Raw genomic sequence first — 21,474 nt, forward strand, 5'->3', positions numbered from 1 at the left:
CCACGTCATTGTCTCAATCCCTTGAGTTATTGACTGTGTGGAGGTCGACGTGGCAGGCCTCTCGTTCCTCCTGCTGCTCACGGCGGTCGTCACCGTGGTCGTCGGCGCGGGCCTGGCGCGCCGGTCGCCACCCAGCCGCGAGCACGCCGTCGCCGCCGCGCGCCGGCATGCCACCCGAACCGCGGCGGCCGCCTACGCCCTGGGGGCGGCTGCCGCGTTCGCCTTCCTGGCGGCCGAGGTGGGCAACACCTCCCCGGGCGGCTTCGGCGTCACCGTGCTGCTCACGCCCGTGGCGTGCGGGGTCGTGCACGTCGTCGTCCTGGCGCTCGGCGAGCTGACCTGGCCGCGGCCGGCCGGGGACGTGCGCCGGGCCCGGCTGGTTCGCCGGGGCCCGCTCGACGCGGCGCCGCGGTGGCTGCTGCGCACCACCGCGGCCGCCTTCGCTCTCGCCGCGCTCACGGTCGTCGGTGGGGCTCTGCTCGCCGCGCCCGACGGCCGCAGCGTCACCTACTCACCCGACGCCTTCTCGTCGGCCGCCGCGAGCCCCTTCCCGGGCTTCTTCTACGGCGGGCCTGCGGCGGCAGGCCTGCTCGCGGTCGCGGTCGCCACCGCGGTGGCCCTCTGGGTCGTCGCCGCCCGGCCGGCGGTGGCCACCGAGGACGAGCGGATCGAGGACGCCCTCCGCCGCGCCTCCGCGCACCGGGTGCTGCGCATCGCCGCCGGCGTCCCGCTGGTCGTGGCCGGGGGGCTCCTCTTCGTCGCCGGGACGGCGCTGCACGGGCTGGGCACCGGCTCCACCGGCGCGGGTCCGTGGGACGGTGCGAGCCCCGTGATCGCGCTCGCGGGCGTCGCGGCGATGCTCGGCGGCGTGGGCGTCGCCTGCTGGCGCGCCCCCGCGGTGCCGGCGGACCGCGTGCCGGCCGCGGCATGAGCTCCCCGCCACCGGCCCTCACCGTCGACGTCGGCAGCCCGGTCCCGCCCTACGAGCAGATCCGCAGCCAGATCGCCGCGGCGGTGCACGGCGGCCTGCTCCCCTCCGGCAGCCGGTTGCCGACGATGCGCGCCCTCGCCGCCGACCTGGGCGTGGCCGTCGGCACGGTCGCCCGGGCCTACTCGGAGCTGGAGGCGGCCGGCCTGGTCGCCAGCCGGCGGCGCACCGGCACGGTCGTCACCGGCGCGGCGCCCCCGCCGCGCGTCCAGGAGCGGATCCGCAGCGCTGCCGATGCGCTGGCCCGGACGGCACGCGAGGACGGCGTGGACGACGCGACCGTGCTGGCCGTCGTCCGCGCCGCCCTCGCGCGTGCTGCCACCGGCTGAGGCTGCCCTTGATGATCAGGTGACCTGATCATTCGGGGTCCTGGCTCACGGTCGGTGCTGAGCCAGGACCCCGAACGGTGAGCCAGGACGGTCGGGTCAGCCGGGGATGTAGTTGAACGTGTCCGGGTCGGGGCCGGTGCGCTCGCCGCGGTCCAGGCCGGTCAGCGCGGACATGTCCTCGCGGCTGAGCTCGAAGTCGAACAGCGCGAAGTTCTCCGCCATGCGCTCACGGGAGGACGACTTCGGGAAGACGACGTCGCCGCGCTGGATGTGCCACCGCAGGACGACCTGGGCCGGGGTGCGGCCGAGCCGCTCGGCGATCGCGGTGATGGCGGGGTCGCCGAGCACCTTGCCCTGCGCGATCGGCGACCAGGCCTCGGTGACGATCTCGTGCTCGGCGTCGAAGGCGCGCAGCGCGTCCTGCGCCAGGTAGGGGTGCACCTCGATCTGGTTCACGGCCGGGGTGATCTCGGTGTCCGAGAACAGCCGGCGCAGGTGGTGCTCCTGGAAGTTGGAGACGCCGATGGCGCGGCAGCGGCCGTCGCGGTAGATCTCCTCCAGCGCCTTCCAGGTCTCGATGTAGTCGACGTCGATGCCCGGCAGCGGCCAGTGGATGAGGAACAGGTCGAGGTACTCGAAGCCGAGATCGGCCAGCGTCCGGTCGAAGGCGCGCAGCGCGTCGTCGCGGCGGTGGAAGCCGTTGTTCAGCTTGCTCGTCACGAAGATCTCGCCGCGGTCGATGCCGGAGCGGGCGACGGCCTCGCCGACCCCCTTCTCGTTGCCGTACATCTCGGCGGTGTCGATGTGCCGGTAGCCGACCTCGAGCGCGGTCGCCACGGTGTCGGCGGTCTTCTCGGGCGGCACCTGGTAGACGCCGAACCCCAGCTGCGGGATCTGGACGCCGTTGTTGAGTGCGAGGGTGGGCACGGTGGCCACAGGCTGATCCTTCCGGTTCGGGGAAAGGCCGCGAGCCGCACGGTCGGTCGTGCGCGATCGGCCCCGACCCCGCCTACCCGGTGATGCGGTCCTCAACCAGCTCCGCGGGGGCCGGGCGGTCCCCGACCAGCGCCACCCCGCCCAGCGCGAGCAGACCCGCGAGGGCGGCGGCGACCGCCGGCACGGCGAACGCGGCCTCGGCGCCCCAGGCGTCCACCGCGGCACCCGCGAGCGCCGAGCCCACGGTCACGCCGAGGGTGAGACCGGAGATCGTCCACGCCAGCGACTCGGTGAGCATGCCGGGGACGACCCGGGACTCCACGAGCGAGGTGCCCGACACGAGCACCGGGGCGATGGTCAGCCCCGCCAGGAAGCCGCCACCGATCAGCACGGCCAGCGAGCCGACCCCCCACAACAGCTGCGCGGCGAGGGCGAAGGCGACGGCCGTCGCCACGAACCGGGTGGCCAGCGTGCCGGGCAGCCGAGCCAGCCCGTAGACCAGCCCGGCCAGCAGGCTGCCCGCGGCGAAGACGGCCAGGGCCACCCCGGACAGCGCAGGCGCCCCCTCGGCCTCGGCGAAGCCCACGACCACCACGTCGATGGCGCCGAACACCGTGCCCACCGCGAGGTAGGTGACGACGACGACCAGCAGCGTGGGCGTCAGCACGGCCCACCACCGGACCGGGGACGGCCCGGCGACGGGGTGCGCCGGCGGGTCGGTGTCGCGCAGAGCGGCCAGCCAGAGGCCTCCGACGGTGCCCAGGACGACGCCGGCGAGGAACCCGACGGGCGGGGCGACGAGGGTGGCCAGGAGAGTCACCAGCGGCGGCCCGACGACGAAGACCACCTCGTCGGCGACGGCCTCGAAGGCGAACGCCGTCTGCCGGCCCGCGGGGTCGAGCACCGCGGCCCACCGGGCGCGCACCAGCGAACCCACGTTGGGGCTGCTGCCCCCCACCGCCGCCGCGAGCAGGAACCAGCTCCAGCGGGGCCCGCCCGCGACCACCGCCGCGACGAACCCGACGCCGGAGAGGGCGAAGCAGGCCATCGCCAGGCGCAGCACCGGGCTCTGGCCGCGGCGGTCCATGGCCCGCGCCCACTGGGGGCCGGCGATGCCGTAGCTGAGGGCGAGGGCGCCCGAGACGGCCCCGGCGAGGCCGTAGCTGCCCGTCTCCTGCGAGACCAGGAGCACCGCCCCCAGGCCGAGCATGGGGGCGGGCAGCCGCCCCACCCACCCGGCCAGGGAGAAGGCCACCGACCCGGGGACGGCGAAGAGGCGACGGTAGGGGCTGAAGACGGTGCTGACCGACACTGTTCTCTCGCGCTTCCTGGCCACGGGCGAGTGCAGGACGTCCTCCGCCGGTCTCTCGGGTGGCGAGGGGCAGGCTAGCAACACGGCCCCGCCGCCGGCCGCGCATTTCCTGCTCCGCACGCGTCACCGGTCGCGGCTACATTCGGGCCATGACCAGCGCCTCGCTCCCCGACCCCGCGGTGCGCCCCGCCGTGGGCGCGGTGCCCGCGGGCTCCGGCGGTCTGGTCGACCGGTACGGCCGCACCGCCACGGATCTGCGGGTCTCGCTCACCGACCGGTGCAACCTGCGCTGCACCTACTGCATGCCGCCCGAGGGGCTGGACTGGCTGCCCAAGGTGGAGGTGCTCACCGACGAGGAGATCGTCCGGCTGGTGCGCATCGGGGTGGAGCAGCTCGGCATCCGCGAGGTGCGCTTCACCGGCGGCGAGCCGCTGCTGCGCCCGGGCCTGGTGGGCATCGTCGACGCGGTGACCGCGCTGCACCCCCGCCCCGAGGTCAGCCTCACCACCAACGCCATCGGGCTGTCCCGGACCGCGCCGGCGCTGGCCGCAGCGGGGCTGGACCGGATCAACGTCAGCCTCGACACCATCGACCGCGACCGGTTCAAGCAGCTGACCCACCGCGACCGCCTCGACGACGTGCTGGCCGGGCTGGCCGCCGCGCGCGACGCCGGGCTGACCCCGGTCAAGGTCAACGCCGTGCTGCTGCACGGGATCAACGACGTCGACGCCGTCCCGCTGCTGGACTACTGCCTGGAGCAGGGCTACCAGCTGCGGTTCATCGAGCAGATGCCGCTGGACGCCCACCACGCCTGGACCCGCGGGCGGATGGTCACCGCCGAGGACATCCTGGAACGGCTCTCGGCGGCGCACACCCTCACACCCGACAGCGAGGAACGCGGCTCCGCGCCGGCCGAGCGGTGGCTGGTCGACGGCGGCCCGGCCACCGTCGGGGTGATCGCCTCGGTGACCCGCTCGTTCTGCGGCGCCTGCGACCGCACCCGGCTCACCGCCGACGGGCAGATCCGCAACTGCCTGTTCGCCCGCGAGGAATCCGACCTGCGCACCGCGATGCGCGACGGCGCCACCGACACCGAGCTCGCCGACCGGTGGCGGATCGCCACCCTGGGCAAGCTGCCCGGCCACGGCATCGACGACCCCAGCTTCCTGCAGCCCACCCGCCCCATGTCCGCGATCGGCGGCTGACGTGGACGACCAGGCGCGCGTCACCGTCCGCTACTTCGCCGGAGCCCGCGCGGCCGCCGGCGTCGAGACCGAGGCCCGCGAGGCCGGCAGCCTCGACGAGCTGGTCGGGCAGATCGTCGCCGACCACGGCGAGCGGCTGGAGCGTGTGCTCACCGCCTGCTCGTTCCTCGTCGACGGCGCGCAGGCCCGCGACCGGGCCGCGCGGCTGCCCGCCGGCGCGGTGGTCGACGTGCTCCCGCCCTTTGCCGGAGGCTGATCAGCGCGCCAGGATGGGCGCATGAGCATCTTCGACAAGGCCAAGGCGAAGGCCGAGGAACTGTACGGCCGGGCCGAAGAGCTGTACGGCGAGTCGCACGGCGACCCCGCCGCCAAGATCGACGGCGAGGCGCACCGGCTGGAGGCCGAGGCCGAGGAGGCCGAGCTGGAGCGCGAGGACGCGGCCGGCGAGGACGGGCCCGCGGGCACGCGCTGACCGTGCGCGCCGAGCAGATCACCGGGCCGGTCGCCCACCACGCGGAGGGGCCGGTCTGGTCGGCGGTGTGGGGCGGGCTGCGCTGGGTCGACATGCAGGCCGGCGACGTCCTCTCGCTGGCGGCGGACGGAACGGTCCGCCGCGAGCACGTGGGGGAGGTGGCGGCGGCACTGCGGCCGCGCCGGGGCGGCGGCGCGGTGATCGGCGTCGAGCGCGGCTTCACCCTGCAGGACGCCGACGGCACGCTCACCCCCCTCGGCGCCGTGTGGGACGACCCGTCGGTGCGCATGAACGACGGCGGCTGCGACCCCGACGGCCGGTTCTGGTGCGGGTCGATGGCCTACGACCAGCGGCCGGGCGCCGCCGCCCTCTACCGGCTCGACCCCGACGGCGCCGTCCACCGGGCGCTGACCGGCGTCACCGTCTCCAACGGGCTGGACTGGAGCCCCGACGGGTCGCGGGCGTTCTACAACGACACGGCGACCCACCGCATCGACGTCTTCGACTACGACCCGGGCGCGGGCCTGACCGGGCGCCGTCCGTTCGTGACCTTCCCGGACGACGGGAACCCCGACGGGCTGACCGTCGACAGCACCGGCGGGGTGTGGGTCGCGCTGTACGGCAGCGGAACGGTGCACCGGTACTCCCCCGACGGGCGGCTCGACGCGGTGGTCGAGCTCCCGACGCCCCAGGTGACCGCCTGCACGCTCGGCGGGCCGGGGCTGGACCAGCTCTTCATCACCACGTCCGCCGAGGGCGGGCTCGACGACGGCGTGGCCGGGTCGCTGTTCCGGGTGGACGTGGGCGTCCGCGGACAGCCGGCGCGCCTGTTCGCCGGTTGACGCTGCCGCTGGTCGTCGCGTCGTCCGGGTACCTGGCGTGGCGCACCCTGGTCGTCCCGGCGCTCCTGCCTGCCGCTGCGGTGCGCACGGCGGCGAACGCGGGGGCTGCCGCCGCCCTCTGGCGGGGCGCCCGCTCGGCGGGGTTCACGACCCGGGAGCTCGGGGTGCACCGCTGCGCACGGCGGGCGGGCGCGCGCTGGGGCGGCGCGGGGCTCGCCGGTGCCGCGGCGGGCTACCTCCTCGCCCTGGGGGTGCCTGCGGCACGGGAAGCCCTGGCCCGCTCGCCCGCCGGCGCGGCGCCGCCCCGCGAGGTGGCGGCGCGCCTGCTCGTCCACATCCCGCTGGGCACCGTGTTCGCCGAGGAGGTCGCCTTCCGCGGCGTCCTCCTGGCGGTCGCCCGCCGGCGGCTCGGCGACCACGGGGCCACCGCCGCCACCGCGCTCGTCTTCGCGCTGTGGCACCTCCGCGGTGCCGTCGACGCGGGTGGTCCCGTCGCGGCGACCCTGACGGCGACCGGGCTCGGCGGCGGCGTGCTGGGCTGGCTGCGGCTGCGGAGCGGGAGCCTGCTCGCCCCCGCGGGCCTGCACCTGGGCGCCAACGGCGCCGGGCTGCTGGCGGCGGTGACCGCGCGGGCGCTCAGTCGAGGAGGACTCTCCGCGCACGCTCGGTGTCGGCCGTCGTCCAGCGGTCCCCGGGCCGTCGTCACGGGCAGGCGACCCACTCCTCCTCGCCGTCGGTGAAGACCTGCCGCTTCCAGATCGGCAGCCGCTTCTTCACCTCGTCGACGAGCTCGGCGCAGGCGGCGAACGCCTGGCCACGGTGCGAGGCGCTCACCGCGCAGGCCAGGGCGACGTCACCGATCCCCAGCAGGCCGATGCGGTGGCTGACCGCGACGGCGTGCACCTCCGGGCGCGCCGCGAACTCCTCGGCCAGCTCCGTGATGACCTCGGCCGCGCTCGGGTGCCCGACGTACTCCAGCTCCGTCACCGAGCGGCCGCCGTCGTGGTCCCGCACGACCCCGGCGAAGGAGACCACCGCGCCGGCCGCCTTGTCGGCGACGGCGTCCTCGTGCTCGGGAACGGACAGCGGCGCATCGACGACCCGGGCGATCACGGGCCCGACGCTACCCCTGGCGGGGGCACGTCGAGGTCGACCGGATCGGCCAACCCGGTGCAGTCGACCTCGACGACGTCGTGCGCGGCGAGGTAGCCGCGGGCGCCCTCGTCCCCGGTCGCCGTCTCCACGATCCCGGCCCAGTGGTCGCGCCCGAGCAGCACCGGGTGGCCGCGGACGCCGTCGTAGGTGGCGACGGCGAGCGCGTCCGGGGCGGCGTGCGCGGCGACGGAGGCCAGCGCCGCGGGCGTCATGCCCGGCATGTCCACCAGCGTGACGAGCGCGGCGTCGACGGTTCCCGGGAAGCCGCGCAGCCCCTCCAGCCCGGCGCGCAGCGAGGAGGCCATCCCGGTCTCCCACTCCTTGTTGGCCAGCACGGTGGCCCCGGTGAGGTCGGCGCTGCGCCAGACGTCGACCGCCCGCGCGCCGAGGACGACAAGCACGACCTCGCAGGTGACCCGCGCCGTCCGTACCGCCCGTTCCACCAGCAGGCTGCCCTCGTACTCGACCAGCGCCTTGGGCATCCCGTAGCGGCGGCCGCCCCCGGCGGCCAGGACGACGGCGGCGGTGCTCATGCCCCCAGCCTCCCAGCGTGCTCAGCGGGCGTAGACGGCGACCTCCGACGCCTTCACGCCCGCCCAGACCTCCACGCCGGGGGCGAGCCCCATCTCGGCGAACGAGGTGGCGGTGACGTCGGCGACCAGCGGCACCTCGCCGGCGAGCTCGCAGCGCACCGTGGCGCCGTGCGGGGTCGCCCCCACCACCCGCTCCCGCCACAGGTTGCGGGTGCTGCCGTCGGGCCGCGACGCATACAGCGCCACCGACTCGGGGCGCACCGCCGCGAACACCGGGCCGCGCGCCTCCTCGGCCACCGCCACCACCGCCCCGCCGTCGAGGCGCACCAGCCGGCCCTCGCCGGCGCCGGGCAGCAGCGAGAGCCCGACCAACCGGGCCACGTAGTCGGTGCGCGGCCGGCGGGCCACCTCCGCGGGGGTGCCGGCCTGCACGACGCGTCCCTCCTCGAGGACGACGACGTGGTCGGCCAGCGCCATCGCGTCCACCGGGTCGTGCGTGACCAGCACCGTGCTGCCGCGGAAGCCGGCCAGGTGCCGGCGCAGCTCGGCCCGGACCGCCAGCCGGGTGCGCGCGTCCAGCGCCGACAGCGGCTCGTCGAGCAGCAGCAGGGCCGGGTCTCCGACCAGGGCGCGGGCCAGCGCCGCCCGCTGGGCCTGCCCCCCGGAGAGCTCTGCCGGCCGCCGCGGGCCCAGCCCGTCGAGCCCGACCCGGGCCAGCCACCCCGCCGCGGCCGTCCGGGCTGCCGCCCGGCCGGCCCCGCGCGCCCGCAGGCCGAAGGCGACGTTGTCGGCCACGCTCAGGTGCGGGAAGAGCAGGGCGTCCTGGAACACCATGCCCAGCGCCCGCTCGTGCGCCGGGCGCGACGTGCCCGCGTCGTCCCAGATCTCGCCGTCGACCACGACCCGGCCGGCATCGGGCCGCACCAGCCCGGCCAGGACGCGCAGGAAGGTGCTCTTCCCCGCCCCGTTCGGGCCCAGCACCGCCAGCACCTCGCCGTCGGCCACCTCGACGTCCACCCGCAGGTCGAGGGCTCCCCGGCGGGTGGCGACCGTCGCGGCCAGGCTCACGCCGCCCCCCGGCCGAGCCAGCGGTCCCGGAGCAGCAGCAGCGTGGCCAGCGAGACGGCCAGCAGCACGATCGAGAGCACGATCGCCGCGTCCGGGTCGCGCTGCAGCGCCAGGTACACCGCCAGCGGCATCGTCTGCGTGGTGCCGGGGAAGTTGCCGGCGAAGGTGATGGTGGCGCCGAACTCGCCCAGCGCCCGGGCCCAGCAGAGCACCGCACCGGCCGCGACCCCGGGCGCGACCAGCGGCAGGGTGACCCGGCGGAACGTCGTCCAGCGGCCGGCGCCCAGGGTGGCGGCGACGTCCTCGAACCGGGCGTCGGCGGCGCGCAGGGCCCCCTCCACGCTGATCACGAGGAACGGCATCGCGACGAACGTCTGGGAGATGACGACCGCCGCCGTCGTGAACGGGATGGTGATCCCGAAGGCGTCGTGCAGCCAGGAGCCGACGATCCCCTGCCGGCCCAGCACGAGGAACAGCGCGACGCCACCCACGACCGGCGGCAGGACCAGCGGCACCGTCACCAGCGCGCGCAGCACCGAGCGGCCGCGCGCCCGGGAGCGGGCCAGCACCCAGGCCAGGGGGACGCCGAGCAGCAGCGACAGCGCCGTGGCGAGCGTCGCCGACACCAGCGACAGCCGCAGCGCCTCCCCCACCCCCGGGGCGGCGAGCTGGGCACCGAGCTGGGACCACGGCGTCCGCACCACCAGACCCACCAGGGGCAGCACCAGGAAGGCGACGCCGAGCGCGGCGGGCAGCAGCAGCGGCGCCGGGACGCGGGCAGTCTCGCGGGTCACGGCGTCCGGAACCCCGCGTCCCGCAGCACCTCGCGGCCCTCGGCAGACAGCACCAGGTCGACGAAGGCGCGCGCCGCCTCCGGGTTCCGGGCCTCCGCCAGCACGCTGATCGGGTACCGGTTGACCGCCGCCCCGGCCTCCGGCACCTCGATCGCGTCGACCGCGTGGTGCCGGGCGGCCGCGTCGGTGACGTAGACCAGCGCCGCGTCGACCTCGCCGAGCTCGACCTTCTGCAGGGTGGCGCGGGAGTCCTCCTCGTAGGTGTCCGGGCGGGCGGTCACGCCGACGGCGGCGAGGAGCCGTTCCGCGGCCGCACCGCAGGGCGCCTGGGGCGCGCAGAGGGCGACGGCCAGCTCCTCGCGGGCCAGGTCGGCCGGCCCGGTGACGCCGGCCGGGTTCCCCTCGGGCACGGCGAGGGTCAGCACGTTCGCGGCGAAGACCTGCGGCTCCTCGGCCAGGCCCGCGTCGACGACCAGCTGCATCTGCCGCTCGTCGGCGGAGGCGAAGACGTCGATCGGCGCGCCCTGCCTGATCGCCGCTGCGGCAGCCGCGCTGCTGAGGTAGCCGATGTCCACCTCCACGTCCGGGTGGCGCTCGCGGTACTCGGCCTCCAGCCGGTCGAAGACGTCCACGAGCGACGCGGCGGCGTACACCGTGAGCGTGCCGCCGGACCGGTCGCCGTCCGGCCCCTCCCCCGCACAGCCGGCGAGGAGGGGCGCCGCCGCGAGCAGCGCGAGCAGCGGACGCGAACGCATGAACCCCTCCCGGGCGACGGCTCCGATGGCCGCGCCTGCGGAACATCAGAGCAGCGATCCCCGCATCTGCGCAAGGCAGTGGGATGAGAGGTCCGCAGATGCGGACTACGGCACGTCGACGCTGACCTGGGTGGCCTTGACGGTGGCGACCGCCCGGACGCCGACCACCAGCCCCAGCTCGTCGGCCGCCTCGCGGGACATGAGGGACACGATGCGGAAGGGGCCCGCCTGGATCTCCACCTGGGCCATGACGCCGTCGCGGACGACGTTGGTGACGATGCCGGCGAGCCGGTTGCGCGCCGAGGACGGCGTGGTCCCGGGCTCGGGCGCCTCGCGCAGCTGCGTGGCCAGCCGGGCGAGGTCGGCGCCGTCGACGACGGCCGGCCCCCCGCCCTCCCGGCGCGCCGGCAGGCGACCCCCGTCGACCCAGCGCCGCACCGTGTCGTCGCTGACGCCGAGCAGCGTCGCCGCCTCGGCGATGCGGTAGGTGGCGGCCACGGCCAGACCCTAGCCGCGGCTGTGGACGGCTGGTGTCGTCCACAGCCGGTCCGGGCGAGCGTCGGCGCGGGCGGGCAGCATGCCGGTCGTGATCGACGACGCCTCGCTCGCGGACCTGCTCCAGCACCGGGCCCCGCTGCTCGCCGACGCCGGGGTCGCCGCGGAGCTGGCGGCCACGCTGAGCACGCGCGGGGTCGGCCTCGACGACGACGGCCTGGTCACGCGGGCCCTGCTCGACGCGCTCGACGAGACCTGGGAGCGCGGCTGGCAGCCGGCCGACGTCGCCCACGCCGCCCGGCGCCAGGTGGGTGCGGCGTCGGTGCCGCTGCTCGTCGCGCTGGTCGCCGAGCACGCGCGCCGCACCGATGCGGTGTCCCGGGCGCCGGAGGGCTGGGTCGACCAGCTGCGCGAGCTGGGGGCGCTGGACGCCGGGGGCGCCACGGGGGTCGCCACGGTCACCGCCTGGCACCGGTCCGAGCGGCGGGCGCCGGCCGAGGCGTGGCGCATCGCGCTGCAGCTGACCGGGATGCTGCGCACCACCGCCCGGATCGAGCTCCTCGTGCCGCCGCCGTCACGGTGGGGCGCCGCCCGGCCGCGCGCCGAGCGGCGCTCCGCGAGCGACGACGACCGGGCGTTGCGGCGCATCCGCGCACTGCTGGCCAAGGCGGAGTCGACCGGGTTCCCCGACGAGGCCGAGGCGCTGACGGCCAAGGCGCAGGAGCTCATGACCCGGCACGCGGTGGATGCGGCCCTGCTCGACGGCGGCCCACCGTCCGGCGCCGACGTCGACACCCGCCGGGTGCACCTCGCCGACCCGTACGCGCGGGCCAAGACGCAGCTGCTGGGCGCCGTCGCGGAGGCCAACGACGTGCGGCTGGTCTGGTACCAGGGCCTGGGCATCGCCACCCTGGTGGGCATCCGGGCCGATCTGGACGCGGTGGAGCTGCTGTTCACCTCGCTGCTGCTCCAGGTCGCCCAGGCGCTGGCCACCGCCGAGCGGCAGGACGGCCGCCGCCCGACCTCGCGGTCGTTCCGCCGCGCGTTCCTGCTGGGCTACGCCCACCGCATCGGGGAGCGGCTCGCCGCGGCGCGCCGGCGGGCGACCGCCGAGGCGGCCGCGGAGCGGGGCGCGGACCTGCTCCCGGTGCTGCGCTCGCGGCAGGAGGCCGTGGCGGCCCGCACCGCCGAGCTGTTCCCGCGGGTCCGGGCCGGCCGCAGCCGCTCCTCGGTGGACGCGGGCGGCTGGTACGCCGGCCGGGCCGCGGCCGAGCGCGCCGACGTCGCGCCCCGGCGCTCGCCCCTGCGCTGACGCCGCCAGCTACCGACACCACCGCCGCAGGGGCATGGTCACCTCGTCGGTGCGGGCACCGCGTTGCCGGCGGCCTCCACGGCGCCGTGGCGCCTCCCCCACGCGAACACGGGTTCCAGCGACCACGCCGTCACCCGCAGGAGCGCCTCCCGCACGATGCGCCCGCTCATCTTGCTCGCGCCCAGCTCGCGGTCGAGGAAGAGGATCGGCACCTCCGTCACGCGCAGCCCCGCGGCGACGAGCCGCCGGGCGATGTCGACCTGGAAGCAGTACCCCTCGCACTGCAGGGAGTCCAGCTCCACCCGCTCGAGGGCATGGCGGCGGAAGGCCCGGAAGCCGCCGGTCGCGTCGCGCAGGGGGAGCCGCAGGGCCGAGCGCACGTACCGGTTGGCGGTCCGGCTCAGCAGTTCCCGGCTGCGCGGCCAGTTCCGGACGGCGCCGCCCGGCACCCACCGGGACCCGAGGACCGCGTCGGCCTCCGTGAGGGCCGTCAGCAGCCGCGGGAGGTCCTCGGGGCGGTGCGATCCGTCGGCGTCCATCTGGGCGACGACGTCGAACCCCTGGGCCAGGGCCCAGCGGAAGCCGGCCACGTAGGCCGGGCCCAGACCCGCTTTCCCCGGCCGGTGGAGGACCCGGACCTGCGGGTCGCGGCCGGCGATCTCCTCGGCCACCGCCCCGGTGCCGTCGGGGCTGTTGTCGTCGATGACCAGGACGTGCGCCCCGGGCACCGCACGCCGGACGGCCGCCAGCGTGCGCGGCAGGCTCTCCCGCTCCTCGTACGTGGGAATGCAGACGCACACGCTGGGAGCGATCATCCCGCGGCATTTCCCCGTTCAGGCCGAGCCGACACACTTCCTGCGACCTCGCGCCGAGACATCCACCGTGATGCATTCGTTACCACGGCATCGCGTGTACCCGGGGACTCAGCGGACATGGAACGGGCTCGCACGCACGCCGAACGCACGTGACAGGAGAGCGACATGAATCGACTCACCCGAGGCGTCGCCGCCGCCTCGTTCTCCGGCTTCCTGGCGCTGGGCCTCGCGGCCTGCGGGGAGGACGAGCCCGGAACGGTCACCGAGACCGAGACCGAGCAGGTCACCGAGACCGAGGAGGAGGAGACGGAGGTCACCGAGACCCTCGAGCCGACCGAGACCGAGACCGAGACCGAGACCGAGACCGTCGAGACCGAGACCGAGGTCGACACCGAGACCGAGACCGAGTTCGGCACCGAGTGACCGGGTGAGCACTGCCGCCGTCCAGGCGGACCAGCCGGCAGCGGGCGGCGCCTCCGGGCGCCGTCCGCTGTCGTCGCGGTGGGTCCCGGTGGCCCTGGTCGTCCTCGCGGCCGCCATCCGGCTGTGGGACCTGGGCGACCCCGGCCGGCTGTTCTTCGACGAGAAGTACTACGGCTCGGACGGGTACGAATACGTGACCCGGGGGGTGGAGGAGGAGCGCCCGGCGCATCCACCGCTGGGCAAGTGGGTCATCGCCCTGGGCATCCAGCTCTTCGGCTTCACGCCCTTCGGCTGGCGGATCGGCGTCGCCGTGGCCGGGACCGCCTCGGTGCTGCTGGTCTACCTCAGCGGGTTGCGCCTCTTCCGGCGGGTGGCGCCGGCGGCCCTCGCCGCTGCGCTCGTCGCGCTCGACGGGCTGGCGGTGACGACCAGTCGCATGGCGATGCTCGACGCCACGCTCGCACTGTGCGTCATCGCGGCGTTCTGGCTCCTCCTGCTCGACCGGGATGCCCGCCGCTCCGCACGGGGAGCCGGCGAACCGTTCCACCGGTCCCTGCTCGGTTCCCCCTACCGCTGGCTGGCCGGCGTGGCGCTGGGCCTGGCGGTGGCCACCAAGTGGTCCGGCCTGCTGGCCGTCGGCGCGGCCGGGCTGCTCGTCCTGGGAACCGAACTGGCCGGGCGCGGAGAAGGCGTGCGCCGGGCGGCGCAGCGAGCGGTCGCCGTCACCGCTGGAGCCGTGCTCAGCCTGCTGGTCGTCCCCGCGGCCGTCTACGTCGCGAGCTTCGCGGGCTGGTTCGCCAACTACGAGGACAGCTACGCCGGCTCGCGCGCCTGCGGCCCCGGCGCCTGCTCCGCCGACGCCGGGGAGCGGCTGTCGACGTGGTGGGACACCCAGGTCGATCTCGTCAGCTACCACCGGAACCTGGAGGCGACCCACCCGTACCGCTCGGACCCGCTGGGCTGGGTGTGGCTGGAACGGCCGGTGCTCGCCTACGCCGAGAGCTGCACGACGCGGCAGCAGGAGGCGGCCGAGTGCGAGGTCCCGCCCCAGACGGTCGCCCGCATCACCTTGGTCGGCAGTCCCGCGTTGTGGTGGCCGGCGCTGCTCGCCTACCCGGTGCTGCTCTGGCGGGCCGCGGTACGTCGGGACGGCGTCGCGGCCACGATCCTCGTCCCGTTGGCCCTGCTCTGGCTCCCCTGGCTGGCCGCGGGCAAGCCGGGCTACTTCTTCTACCTTGTCCCGGCGGTGCCGTTCATCGCCCTCGGCCTGGTCCGGGCCATCCAGGTCGGCCCCAGGCCCCGCCTCGTCGGGACTGCGCTGCTCGTCCTGGCGGTGGCCTGCTTCGCCTTCTTCGCCCCGATCTGGCTAGGCATCCCGCTGGCTCGGGACGCCCTCGACCTCCGGTACTGGCTGTCGTCCTGGCGGTGACCCTGCCGGGCGGCGCACCGCCTCGACGAGCACCCACACCAGGGCGGTGGCCCGCAGAGCGACGGCCGCACCCATCACCGGATAGGGGAGCTCGTCCCCGTGGCCCGCGCGCCCGGCGAGGAAGGGGAACTCGACCGCGTGCACCAGGACGTCGGCGGCCACCACGGCGATGAACGGGGCCGCGCGGGGGAGGACGAGAGCCATCAGCGGCACCAGCCACAAGGTGTACTGCGGGGAGTAGACCTTGTTGGCGAGGATGAAGCAGACCAGCACCGGCAGCAGCACCTGCCACCACTCCTCGGGCGGACGCCGCCGGATCCCGAGGACGACGACCACGACCGCGCCGGCCGCGAACACCAGCAGACTGGCGACGCCGAGCGCCGCCGGTCCGGGCTGCGGGCCACCCAGCTGCGCGAGCAGGTACCAGAGGCTGTCGACGTGCATGGCCCGTCGGCGGCTCAACTCGTAGAAGCGATCCCAGCCTTCGGGGGCCAGCAGGTAGCCGGGCACGTGCACCGCGGCGAACGCCAGCGCCGCGGCACCGCCGTGCAACAGGGCGGCGCGTGGACGGCGACGGGCGAGCAGCGCCAGGACGACCAGCGGTACCAGGAACCCGGGGAACACCTTCGCGGCCGCACCGAGGCCGGCGACGACCCCGGAGGCCGTGTGCCGACCGCGCTGGTGCAGCAGGACCGCCCCCAGCAGCAGGGCCACCGGCAGGGTGTCCCAGTTGTAGAAGGCGTACAAGAACAGCGCCGGGGCGGCGGCCCACCAGAGCAACCTGCGCGGCGACAGGCCCAATCGCCGGAGCAGCATCAGGGAGACCAGCACCTCGACCACCACGAACAGGCCGTTGGTGGCGAAGAAGGTGCTGACCGTGGCATCACCCGGGAGGGCGTGGGCGAGGACGGCGGCAAGCCAGATGCGCACGGCGAGCACCGGGGGGTACTCCAGGGGGTCGGACCCGTAGGGGCCGGCCCCGTCGGCCAGCCCCCGCACGTACCACAGCGGAGCGACGTCGGTGTAGCAGTAGCCGTAGTACTGCTCGCCGTCGACCCAGCCACCGCCCAGGCACCGCGCCCTCGCCCACCAGCCCCCGGCGAGCACGAGCAGCGCGACGGCGATCACCGCACCGTGACCGACCCGCCGGTCGCGGACACGCAGCCGTCCGCCGCCAGTCATCGAACCGTCCCCCCCGGCTGCAGGTCCCCGCGTTCCCGGGCCACCGCCCCCACCAGAGCTGCGCGAGTGGGGGAGGCAGCCGACCCGGCGGGGCAGCGGTGCGACGACGCGCTCACCCTCGATCGGCTGACCATCGACCGCCACGTCACACCGCTCGTGCTCCTCTCGTCGACGCCGCGCGGGCTCGCGCCGGGGCGGGTCGCGCCCATTGTGGGCCGCATGCCCCGCCGCTCGCCCCTCGCGGATGCCCGCCGACCCGCGAGAACGTCCGGCCGGCGCAGGCGAGCGGCTCTGCCGGCCCCCGGAAGGCGGCGGGACGCTCGAGGCGATGGGCGGTCGCGAGGAGCGCGCGTTCCCGCGGGAACGCGGGGTGGGCCAGCGCACCGTTTGCCGCGCCACGGCAGCGGGGAGAGGCAGCCGGTGCCTCCCTCCCCCGAGCGCGACAACCCCGCCGGTGCCACCGCCTCCGTCCGCACCCGCCGCATCCGCGAGTTCGCCCGCGAGGTGCTCGGGTACGACGACTTCCGCCCGGGGCAGGAGGCGGCGATGCAGGCCGTCGTCGGCGGGCAGGACACCCTCGCCGTGCTGCCGTCGGGCGCCGGGAAGACCGCGATCTACCAGGTCGCCGGCCAGCTGCTCGACGGCCCGGTGCTCGTCGTCTCCCCGCTCATCGCCCTCCAGCGCGACCAGGTCGACCGGCTCACCGAGCTCGCGGACCGCGCCGGGCGGGCCGCGCAGCTGAACTCCACGCTGTCGGCCGGCGACCAGCAGGAGGCGCTCGACGGGCTGGCGGACGGAACGGTCCGCTTCCTCTTCCTCGCCCCGGAGCAGCTGACCAAGCCCGAGGTCGTCGACGTGATCGCGAAGGCCCGGCCCGCGCTGTTCGTCGTCGACGAGGCGCACTGCGTCTCCGCCTGGGGCCACGACTTCCGCCCGGACTACCTGCGGCTGGGCGGGGTCATCGAGCAGCTGGGCCACCCGACGGTGCTGGCGCTCACCGCCACCGCCGCGCCTCCGGTGCGCGCGGAGATCGTCGAGCAGCTCGGCATGCGCGAGCCCGAGGTCGTCGTCGCCGGCTTCGACCGCCCGGAGATCCGGCTGGAGGTCGACCACTACGCCGACGCCCACGCCAAGGAGCAGGGCGTGCTGGACCGGGTGGTCGCCGAGGTCGGCGAGGGGCGTGGCCCCGGCATCGTCTACAGCGCCACGCGGAAGGGCACCCAGGAGATCGCCGCCGAGCTGGCCGGGCGCGGGCTCCGCACGCTGGCCTACCACGCCGGGATGAAGAAGTCCGAGCGCGAGGAGGCGCAGCGGGCCTGGATGGACGACGAGCTGGACGTCGTCGTCGCCACCACCGCGTTCGGCATGGGCATCGACAAGCCCGACACCCGCTTCGTGGTGCACGCCGAGCCCGCCGACTCCCTCGACAGCTACTACCAGGAGATCGGCCGGGCCGGTCGCGACGGCGAACCGGCGCTCGCCGTCCTGGTCTACCGGCAAGAGGACCTCGGGCTGCGCCGGTTCTTCGCCGCCGGCGCGCCGGCCGAGGACGAGCTGCAGCAGGTCGCCGGCCTCGTCCAGGCCGCCGCCGCCGCGGGCATCGACGACGGCGTCGACGTCAAGGCGCTCCGCGAGGAGACCGGCCGGGCCGCCACCCCCCTGGTGCGCGACCTCAACCTGCTGGAGCAGGTCTCGGCCGTCGTGCTCGACGAGGACGGCGCCGCCCACCCCGCCGACGGCGCCCCGCCACCCGGCGAGGCGGCCGAGCAGGCCCGGGAGCTCGCCGAGCACCACGAGAAGGTCGACCAGTCGCGCGTGGAGATGATGCGCGGGTACGCCGAGACCACCGAGTGCCGCCGCCAGTTCCTGCTGGGCTACTTCGGCGAGCAGCTCCACGAGCCGTGCGGCAACTGCGACAACTGCTCGGCCGGCACCGCGCACGAGCACGTCGCCACCGAACCCGAGGACACGCCGTTCCCGGTGGAGACGCCGGTCGAGCACAGCGAGTGGGGGAACGGCGTCGTGATGCGGGTCGAGGACGACCGGCTCACCGTGCTGTTCGACGAGGTGGGCTACAAGACCCTCGGGCTGGCCGCCGTCCTCGACAACGACCTGCTCACCGCTCGACCCCGGGACTGATGCCACGGGCGACCTGCCCCGCCAGCCACCGCTGCAGGGTCGTCGCGAGCCGCACCGGCTGGTCGAGCTGGACCAGGTGGCCGGCGCCCGGGAGGAGCTCCAGGCGGGCACCGGGGATCAGTGCGGCGAGGCGGTGCGCCCGATCAGCGGGAATCCAGGTGTCCTCGCTGCCCCACACCACGAGCACCGGCAGGTCCAGGTCCGGGTAACGAGGCTCCAGCACGTCGGTGTACGCCTCGTCGGCCTGGGCGATCTGCCGGTAGAAGGCGGCCTGCCCCTCGGGGCCGGTCCACGGCGCCACCAGCTCGTCGACCTGGCCGGCGGTCAGCCCGCGATGGCTGGCCCCGGCGATGTAGGCGCGCAGCGCCCCCTCGTGCACCGCCGGGGGCAGGGCCGCGAAGACGTCGGCGTGGGCGCGCACCAACCGGAAGAAGTCCGATCCCCACGATGCCAGCGCCACGACGTCGACCAGGGCCAGGGATGCGTAGGGCGCCCCGTGCAGCAGATGGGCCCGCAGGGCGACCGCGCCTCCGTAGTCGTGGGCGACGACGTGCGGGGAGCGCAGGCCCCACCGCTCCACCAGCTCCGCCAGCAACTCGCCCTGCACGTCCAGGGAGACCGCGTGCCCGGCGTTCTTGGAGGAGGCGCCGTAGCCGGGCATGTCCCACAGGTGCACGGTGAAGTCGGCGGCGAGCGCTTCGGCGTAGGGCCGCCAGAGCTCCGCGGACCAGGGGGTGCCGTGGCACATCACCACGTCGGGGCCCGCGCCGACGTGCCAGTGCCGCACCCGCCGGCCGCGCCATTCCAGCGTCCCGGAATCCACACCGGCACCCTGCCAGACGGGCCCGCGGCCGCGCTGCCCATCCGAGGGACGTCGCCTGGCTCGCCGTGCGGGGTCGGCGGACCGGCGTGATCATGAGACCGGACCGGGAGGCGTCAGCCCGGCCAGGAGGAGTGCGCGCGTGAAGGTCCTGGGCATCAACGCCATCTACCACGACCCCGCCGCGGCGCTGGTCGTCGACGGCCGGATCGTGGCCGCCGCGGAGGAGGAACGGTTCAGCCGGCGCAAGCACGGCAAGCGCCCCCTGCCGTGGAGCGCGTGGGAACTGCCGGAGCTCGCGGCGGCCTGGTGCCTGAAGGAGGCCGGCATCCGGCCCGAGGAGCTCGACGCCGTCGCCTACTCCTTCGACCCGTCCCTCATGGGGACGCCGGAGGAGTCCGGGCTCTTCGACGACGGCGACACCATGCGCAAGAAGTACGCCGAGATGGCGCCGGACTTCCTGGCCCACGCCCTGCCCGGGCTGGACCCGGCGAAGGTCCGCTTCGTCAAGCACCACGTGGCCCACGCCGCCTCCGCGGGCAAGGCCGCGCCGCAGCGGGACAACGCCGTCCTCGTGCTCGACGGTCGCGGGGAGGCGCACAGCCACCTGGCCGGCCGCTACGTGGACGGCCACCTGGAGGTGCTCGCCGGCCAGGCGCTGCCCCACTCCCTCGGGCTGATGTACGAGGAGCTCACCGACCACCTCGGCTTCCTGCGGAGCTCCGACGAGTTCAAGGTCATGGCGATGGCCTCCTACGGCAAGCCGCGCTTCCTCGGCGAGCTCTCCGAGCTCATCCGCGCAACCGACGACGGCGGCTTCCGCACCGAGAAGATCGACTTCGCCGAGTTCGCGCCCCGCCTGGCCAAGGGCGAGGACTGGACCGAGGCCCACGCCGACCTCGCCGCCAGCGTGCAGACCCGCCTCGAGGAGGTGCTGGTCGACCTCGCCCGCTGGGTGCACGAGCAGACCGGCGAGAAGACCCTCACCATGGCCGGCGGCACCGCGCTCAACTGCGTGGCCAACACCCGCGTCCTCGCCGAGAGCCCGTTCGAGCAGGTCTGGGTGCAGCCGGCCGCCGGCGACGCCGGCACCGCGCTGGGTGCGGCGCTCCACGTCGCCGCGGAGCTCGGCGAGCGCACCGAGCCGATGGCCGGGGCGGCGCTCGGCCGCGGGTGGAGCGACGACGAGATCGAGCAGTTCCTGCAGACGGCGGCCATCGACTACGAGCGGCCCGACGACGTCGCCGAGGCCGTCGCCGAGGTGCTCGCCGACAACGGGATCGTCGCCTGGTTCCAGGGCCGCAGCGAGTACGGCCCGCGCGCGCTGGGGCACCGCTCGCTGCTCGCCCACCCGGGCTTCGAGGCCAACCTCGAGCGGATGAACGATGTCAAGGGCCGTGAGCAGTTCCGCCCGGTGGCGCCGATGGTCCTGCTGGAGCGGGCGCCGGAGATCTTCAGCCGTGGCCCGATCCCCTCGCCGTACATGCTGTTCGTGCACGACGTCGCCGAGGAGTGGCGGGAGCGCATCCCCACGGTCACCCACGTGGACGGGACGGCGCGGATCCAGACCATCGACCGGAAGACCGAGCCGCTGGTGCACCGCATGATCTCGGCCTTCGAGCGGCGCACCGGCCTGCCCGTGGTCGTGAACACCAGCCTGAACACCGCCGGGCGCCCGATGGTCGACGACCCGCGGGACGCCCTGGAGTGCTTCGGCTCGGCACCGGTCGACCTGCTGGCCATCGGCCCGTTCGTCGTCCGCCGGCCTAAGGCCACCCCCCGCCCCGAGCGCGGCTGAACCCGCGACGCCGCACGCCCCGCCGGCGACGCGGCCCGCCCCCCGTGACCGGCACGGGTCGCGCGCTCCACGGGCGGGCCGCCGCCAGGTGACGATCCGGCAACGGCCGTCCCCCGGACCGGTGGCCCTCGTTAGTCCTGCTCAGCCACGGGTACCCGGCTCCTGGCAGCCACCTGTCAGAACCTGGCAGGTCTCACGACCCATGGGAGGACACGATGTCTGCAACAGGCAACACCGGAGCGGACCGGCGGGGCATGACCTGGCCGCAGATGCTGGCACTGGCCATCGGTGCGATCTATCTGCTGGTCGGCATCATCGGCTTCTTCGTCACCGGCTTCGACGACTTCTTCGCCCACGACACGAACGAGACGATCCTGGGCTTCGAGGTCAACCCGTTCCACAACATCGTGCACATCGTCATCGGCGCGGCGGGCCTGGCCCTGTTCCGGACCCTGAGCGGGGCTCGCACGTATGGCTGGCTGCTCGCCATCGGCTACGGTGCGGCGTTCATCTACGGCCTCTTCGCCGTGAACGCCGAGTGGGACTTCCTGAGCCTGAACTGGGCGGACAACTGGCTGCACCTGGTCAGCGCCCTGGCCGGTCTGGCGATCGCGCTGGGCCCGGTGCGCGACGCCGTCGAAGGCCGCCGTACGCGCGCCTGAGAGGACCCGT

Annotated in this window: 24 protein-coding genes; 13 read left to right on the forward strand and 11 right to left on the reverse strand. The window is 75.3% G+C overall.

The features are described 5' to 3' along the window. Positions 1 to 49 precede the first annotated feature (49 nt). Together ACI8AG_RS14280 and ACI8AG_RS14285 are read left to right on the forward strand one after the other, a co-directional pair. Entirely contained in the window at positions 50 to 931 is an 882-nt protein-coding gene (locus ACI8AG_RS14280) for a hypothetical protein (RefSeq protein WP_456597579.1), read from the forward strand. Further along, positions 928 to 1,317 carry a GntR family transcriptional regulator gene (locus ACI8AG_RS14285; RefSeq protein ID WP_456597580.1) on the forward strand — a complete coding sequence of 130 codons (390 nt, stop codon included), beginning with the start codon at positions 928 to 930 and terminating at the stop codon, positions 1,315 to 1,317. The genes ACI8AG_RS14280 and ACI8AG_RS14285 overlap by 4 nt, the downstream gene beginning before the upstream one ends. Before the next feature lie 96 nt (positions 1,318 to 1,413). Here the strand turns inward: ACI8AG_RS14285 and ACI8AG_RS14290 are convergent, their stop codons facing one another. Together ACI8AG_RS14290 and ACI8AG_RS14295 are read right to left on the reverse strand one after the other, a co-directional pair. Beyond that, positions 1,414 to 2,253: an aldo/keto reductase gene (locus tag ACI8AG_RS14290; protein ID WP_456597581.1), complete on the reverse strand. Its 840-nt coding sequence runs from the start codon at positions 2,251 to 2,253 to the stop codon at positions 1,414 to 1,416. A gap of 73 nt (positions 2,254 to 2,326) precedes the next feature. Next, a complete protein-coding gene (locus ACI8AG_RS14295) occupies positions 2,327 to 3,565 on the reverse strand; it encodes an MFS transporter (RefSeq protein WP_456597582.1) in 1,239 nt (412 codons plus the stop codon). A 149-nt stretch (positions 3,566 to 3,714) separates the two neighbouring features. On the opposite strand from ACI8AG_RS14295, the gene moaA reads away from it, so the two are divergent. From moaA to ACI8AG_RS14320, 5 genes are read left to right on the forward strand one after another with little or no spacing between them, the layout of a single operon-like run. Beyond that, positions 3,715 to 4,770, forward strand: coding sequence for a GTP 3',8-cyclase MoaA (moaA, locus tag ACI8AG_RS14300; RefSeq protein ID WP_456590206.1), 1,056 nt, complete (start codon positions 3,715 to 3,717; stop codon positions 4,768 to 4,770). 1 nt (position 4,771) lies between these two features. Beyond that, complete coding sequence (locus ACI8AG_RS14305; protein ID WP_456597583.1) at positions 4,772 to 5,026, forward strand: MoaD/ThiS family protein; 255 nt, start codon at positions 4,772 to 4,774, stop codon at positions 5,024 to 5,026. A gap of 21 nt (positions 5,027 to 5,047) precedes the next feature. Then, positions 5,048 to 5,242, forward strand: coding sequence for a hypothetical protein (locus tag ACI8AG_RS14310; protein ID WP_456590204.1), 195 nt, complete (start codon positions 5,048 to 5,050; stop codon positions 5,240 to 5,242). 2 nt (positions 5,243 to 5,244) lie between these two features. Next, entirely contained in the window at positions 5,245 to 6,084 is an 840-nt protein-coding gene (locus ACI8AG_RS14315) for an SMP-30/gluconolactonase/LRE family protein (RefSeq protein WP_456597584.1), read from the forward strand. Beyond that, positions 6,081 to 6,824, forward strand: coding sequence for a CPBP family intramembrane glutamic endopeptidase (locus ACI8AG_RS14320; protein ID WP_456597585.1), 744 nt, complete (start codon positions 6,081 to 6,083; stop codon positions 6,822 to 6,824). The genes ACI8AG_RS14315 and ACI8AG_RS14320 overlap by 4 nt, the downstream gene beginning before the upstream one ends. On the opposite strand, the gene ACI8AG_RS14325 is transcribed toward ACI8AG_RS14320, so the two are convergent. The 6 genes from ACI8AG_RS14325 to ACI8AG_RS14350 form a co-directional block, all read right to left on the reverse strand. Continuing rightward, positions 6,787 to 7,197 (reverse strand): molybdenum cofactor biosynthesis protein MoaE, encoded by a 411-nt coding sequence (locus tag ACI8AG_RS14325; protein WP_456590201.1) that lies wholly within the window; start codon positions 7,195 to 7,197, stop codon positions 6,787 to 6,789. The two genes, ACI8AG_RS14320 and ACI8AG_RS14325, sit on opposite strands and share 38 nt — an antisense overlap. Then, positions 7,194 to 7,772 carry a nucleotidyltransferase family protein gene (locus tag ACI8AG_RS14330; protein ID WP_456597586.1) on the reverse strand — a complete coding sequence of 193 codons (579 nt, stop codon included), beginning with the start codon at positions 7,770 to 7,772 and terminating at the stop codon, positions 7,194 to 7,196. The genes ACI8AG_RS14325 and ACI8AG_RS14330 overlap by 4 nt, the downstream gene beginning before the upstream one ends. A 21-nt stretch (positions 7,773 to 7,793) precedes the next feature. Further along, positions 7,794 to 8,840, reverse strand: coding sequence for an ABC transporter ATP-binding protein (locus ACI8AG_RS14335; RefSeq protein ID WP_456590199.1), 1,047 nt, complete (start codon positions 8,838 to 8,840; stop codon positions 7,794 to 7,796). Next, a complete protein-coding gene (locus ACI8AG_RS14340; RefSeq protein WP_456590198.1) occupies positions 8,837 to 9,634 on the reverse strand; it encodes an ABC transporter permease in 798 nt (265 codons plus the stop codon). Before ACI8AG_RS14340 ends, ACI8AG_RS14335 begins: the two co-directional genes overlap by 4 nt. Continuing rightward, positions 9,631 to 10,389: a molybdate ABC transporter substrate-binding protein gene (gene modA, locus ACI8AG_RS14345; RefSeq protein WP_456597587.1), complete on the reverse strand. Its 759-nt coding sequence runs from the start codon at positions 10,387 to 10,389 to the stop codon at positions 9,631 to 9,633. The genes ACI8AG_RS14340 and modA overlap by 4 nt, the downstream gene beginning before the upstream one ends. Positions 10,390 to 10,494: 105 nt before the next feature. Beyond that, complete coding sequence (locus ACI8AG_RS14350; RefSeq protein WP_456597588.1) at positions 10,495 to 10,887, reverse strand: TOBE domain-containing protein; 393 nt, start codon at positions 10,885 to 10,887, stop codon at positions 10,495 to 10,497. Between the two features lie 88 nt (positions 10,888 to 10,975). On the opposite strand from ACI8AG_RS14350, the gene ACI8AG_RS14355 reads away from it, so the two are divergent. Beyond that, positions 10,976 to 12,196 (forward strand): DUF2786 domain-containing protein, encoded by a 1,221-nt coding sequence (locus tag ACI8AG_RS14355; RefSeq protein WP_456597589.1) that lies wholly within the window; start codon positions 10,976 to 10,978, stop codon positions 12,194 to 12,196. A gap of 38 nt (positions 12,197 to 12,234) precedes the next feature. Here ACI8AG_RS14355 and ACI8AG_RS14360 read toward each other — a convergent pair whose 3' ends face one another. Next, on the reverse strand, positions 12,235 to 13,011 hold the full coding sequence (locus ACI8AG_RS14360; RefSeq protein ID WP_456597590.1) for a polyprenol monophosphomannose synthase: 777 nt from the start codon (positions 13,009 to 13,011) through the stop codon (positions 12,235 to 12,237). Between the two features lie 165 nt (positions 13,012 to 13,176). On the opposite strand from ACI8AG_RS14360, the gene ACI8AG_RS14365 reads away from it, so the two are divergent. Both ACI8AG_RS14365 and ACI8AG_RS14370 read left to right on the forward strand, forming a co-directional pair. Beyond that, positions 13,177 to 13,434 carry a hypothetical protein gene (locus tag ACI8AG_RS14365; RefSeq protein WP_456597591.1) on the forward strand — a complete coding sequence of 86 codons (258 nt, stop codon included), beginning with the start codon at positions 13,177 to 13,179 and terminating at the stop codon, positions 13,432 to 13,434. Positions 13,435 to 13,438: 4 nt separating this feature from the next. After that, a complete protein-coding gene (locus ACI8AG_RS14370) occupies positions 13,439 to 14,863 on the forward strand; it encodes a phospholipid carrier-dependent glycosyltransferase (RefSeq protein ID WP_456597592.1) in 1,425 nt (474 codons plus the stop codon). On the opposite strand, the gene ACI8AG_RS14375 is transcribed toward ACI8AG_RS14370, so the two are convergent. Then, entirely contained in the window at positions 14,801 to 16,045 is a 1,245-nt protein-coding gene (locus ACI8AG_RS14375; RefSeq protein ID WP_456597593.1) for a glycosyltransferase family 87 protein, read from the reverse strand. The two genes, ACI8AG_RS14370 and ACI8AG_RS14375, sit on opposite strands and share 63 nt — an antisense overlap. Before the next feature lie 420 nt (positions 16,046 to 16,465). Here ACI8AG_RS14375 and ACI8AG_RS14380 point away from each other — a divergent pair, with 420 nt between their 5' ends. Beyond that, positions 16,466 to 18,184, forward strand: a complete 1,719-nt coding sequence (locus ACI8AG_RS14380) for a RecQ family ATP-dependent DNA helicase (protein ID WP_456597594.1) — start codon at positions 16,466 to 16,468, stop codon at positions 18,182 to 18,184. Here the strand turns inward: ACI8AG_RS14380 and ACI8AG_RS14385 are convergent. Continuing rightward, on the reverse strand, positions 18,162 to 19,007 hold the full coding sequence (locus ACI8AG_RS14385; protein WP_456597595.1) for an alpha/beta fold hydrolase: 846 nt from the start codon (positions 19,005 to 19,007) through the stop codon (positions 18,162 to 18,164). The genes ACI8AG_RS14380 and ACI8AG_RS14385 overlap by 23 nt on opposite strands. 139 nt (positions 19,008 to 19,146) lie before the next feature. Here ACI8AG_RS14385 and ACI8AG_RS14390 point away from each other — a divergent pair, with 139 nt between their 5' ends. Then, complete coding sequence (locus ACI8AG_RS14390) at positions 19,147 to 20,802, forward strand: carbamoyltransferase family protein (protein ID WP_456597596.1); 1,656 nt, start codon at positions 19,147 to 19,149, stop codon at positions 20,800 to 20,802. A gap of 215 nt (positions 20,803 to 21,017) precedes the next feature. After that, positions 21,018 to 21,464 (forward strand): DUF4383 domain-containing protein, encoded by a 447-nt coding sequence (locus ACI8AG_RS14395; protein ID WP_456590187.1) that lies wholly within the window; start codon positions 21,018 to 21,020, stop codon positions 21,462 to 21,464. Positions 21,465 to 21,474 lie beyond the last annotated feature (10 nt).

This window comes from Blastococcus sp. SYSU DS0552 (genome assembly GCF_054050815.1).

Coding starts and splice junctions, on each gene's coding strand:
- moaA (WP_456590206.1), top strand. CDS start 3,715: ATGACCAGCGCCTCGCTCCCCGACCCCGCGGTGCGCCCCGCCGTGGGC.
- ACI8AG_RS14375 (WP_456597593.1), bottom strand. CDS start 16,045: ATGACTGGCGGCGGACGGCTGCGTGTCCGCGACCGGCGGGTCGGTCAC.
- ACI8AG_RS14330 (WP_456597586.1), bottom strand. CDS start 7,772: ATGAGCACCGCCGCCGTCGTCCTGGCCGCCGGGGGCGGCCGCCGCTAC.
- ACI8AG_RS14395 (WP_456590187.1), top strand. CDS start 21,018: ATGTCTGCAACAGGCAACACCGGAGCGGACCGGCGGGGCATGACCTGG.
- ACI8AG_RS14360 (WP_456597590.1), bottom strand. CDS start 13,011: ATGATCGCTCCCAGCGTGTGCGTCTGCATTCCCACGTACGAGGAGCGG.
- ACI8AG_RS14310 (WP_456590204.1), top strand. CDS start 5,048: ATGAGCATCTTCGACAAGGCCAAGGCGAAGGCCGAGGAACTGTACGGC.
- ACI8AG_RS14285 (WP_456597580.1), top strand. CDS start 928: ATGAGCTCCCCGCCACCGGCCCTCACCGTCGACGTCGGCAGCCCGGTC.
- ACI8AG_RS14365 (WP_456597591.1), top strand. CDS start 13,177: ATGAATCGACTCACCCGAGGCGTCGCCGCCGCCTCGTTCTCCGGCTTC.
- modA (WP_456597587.1), bottom strand. CDS start 10,389: ATGCGTTCGCGTCCGCTGCTCGCGCTGCTCGCGGCGGCGCCCCTCCTC.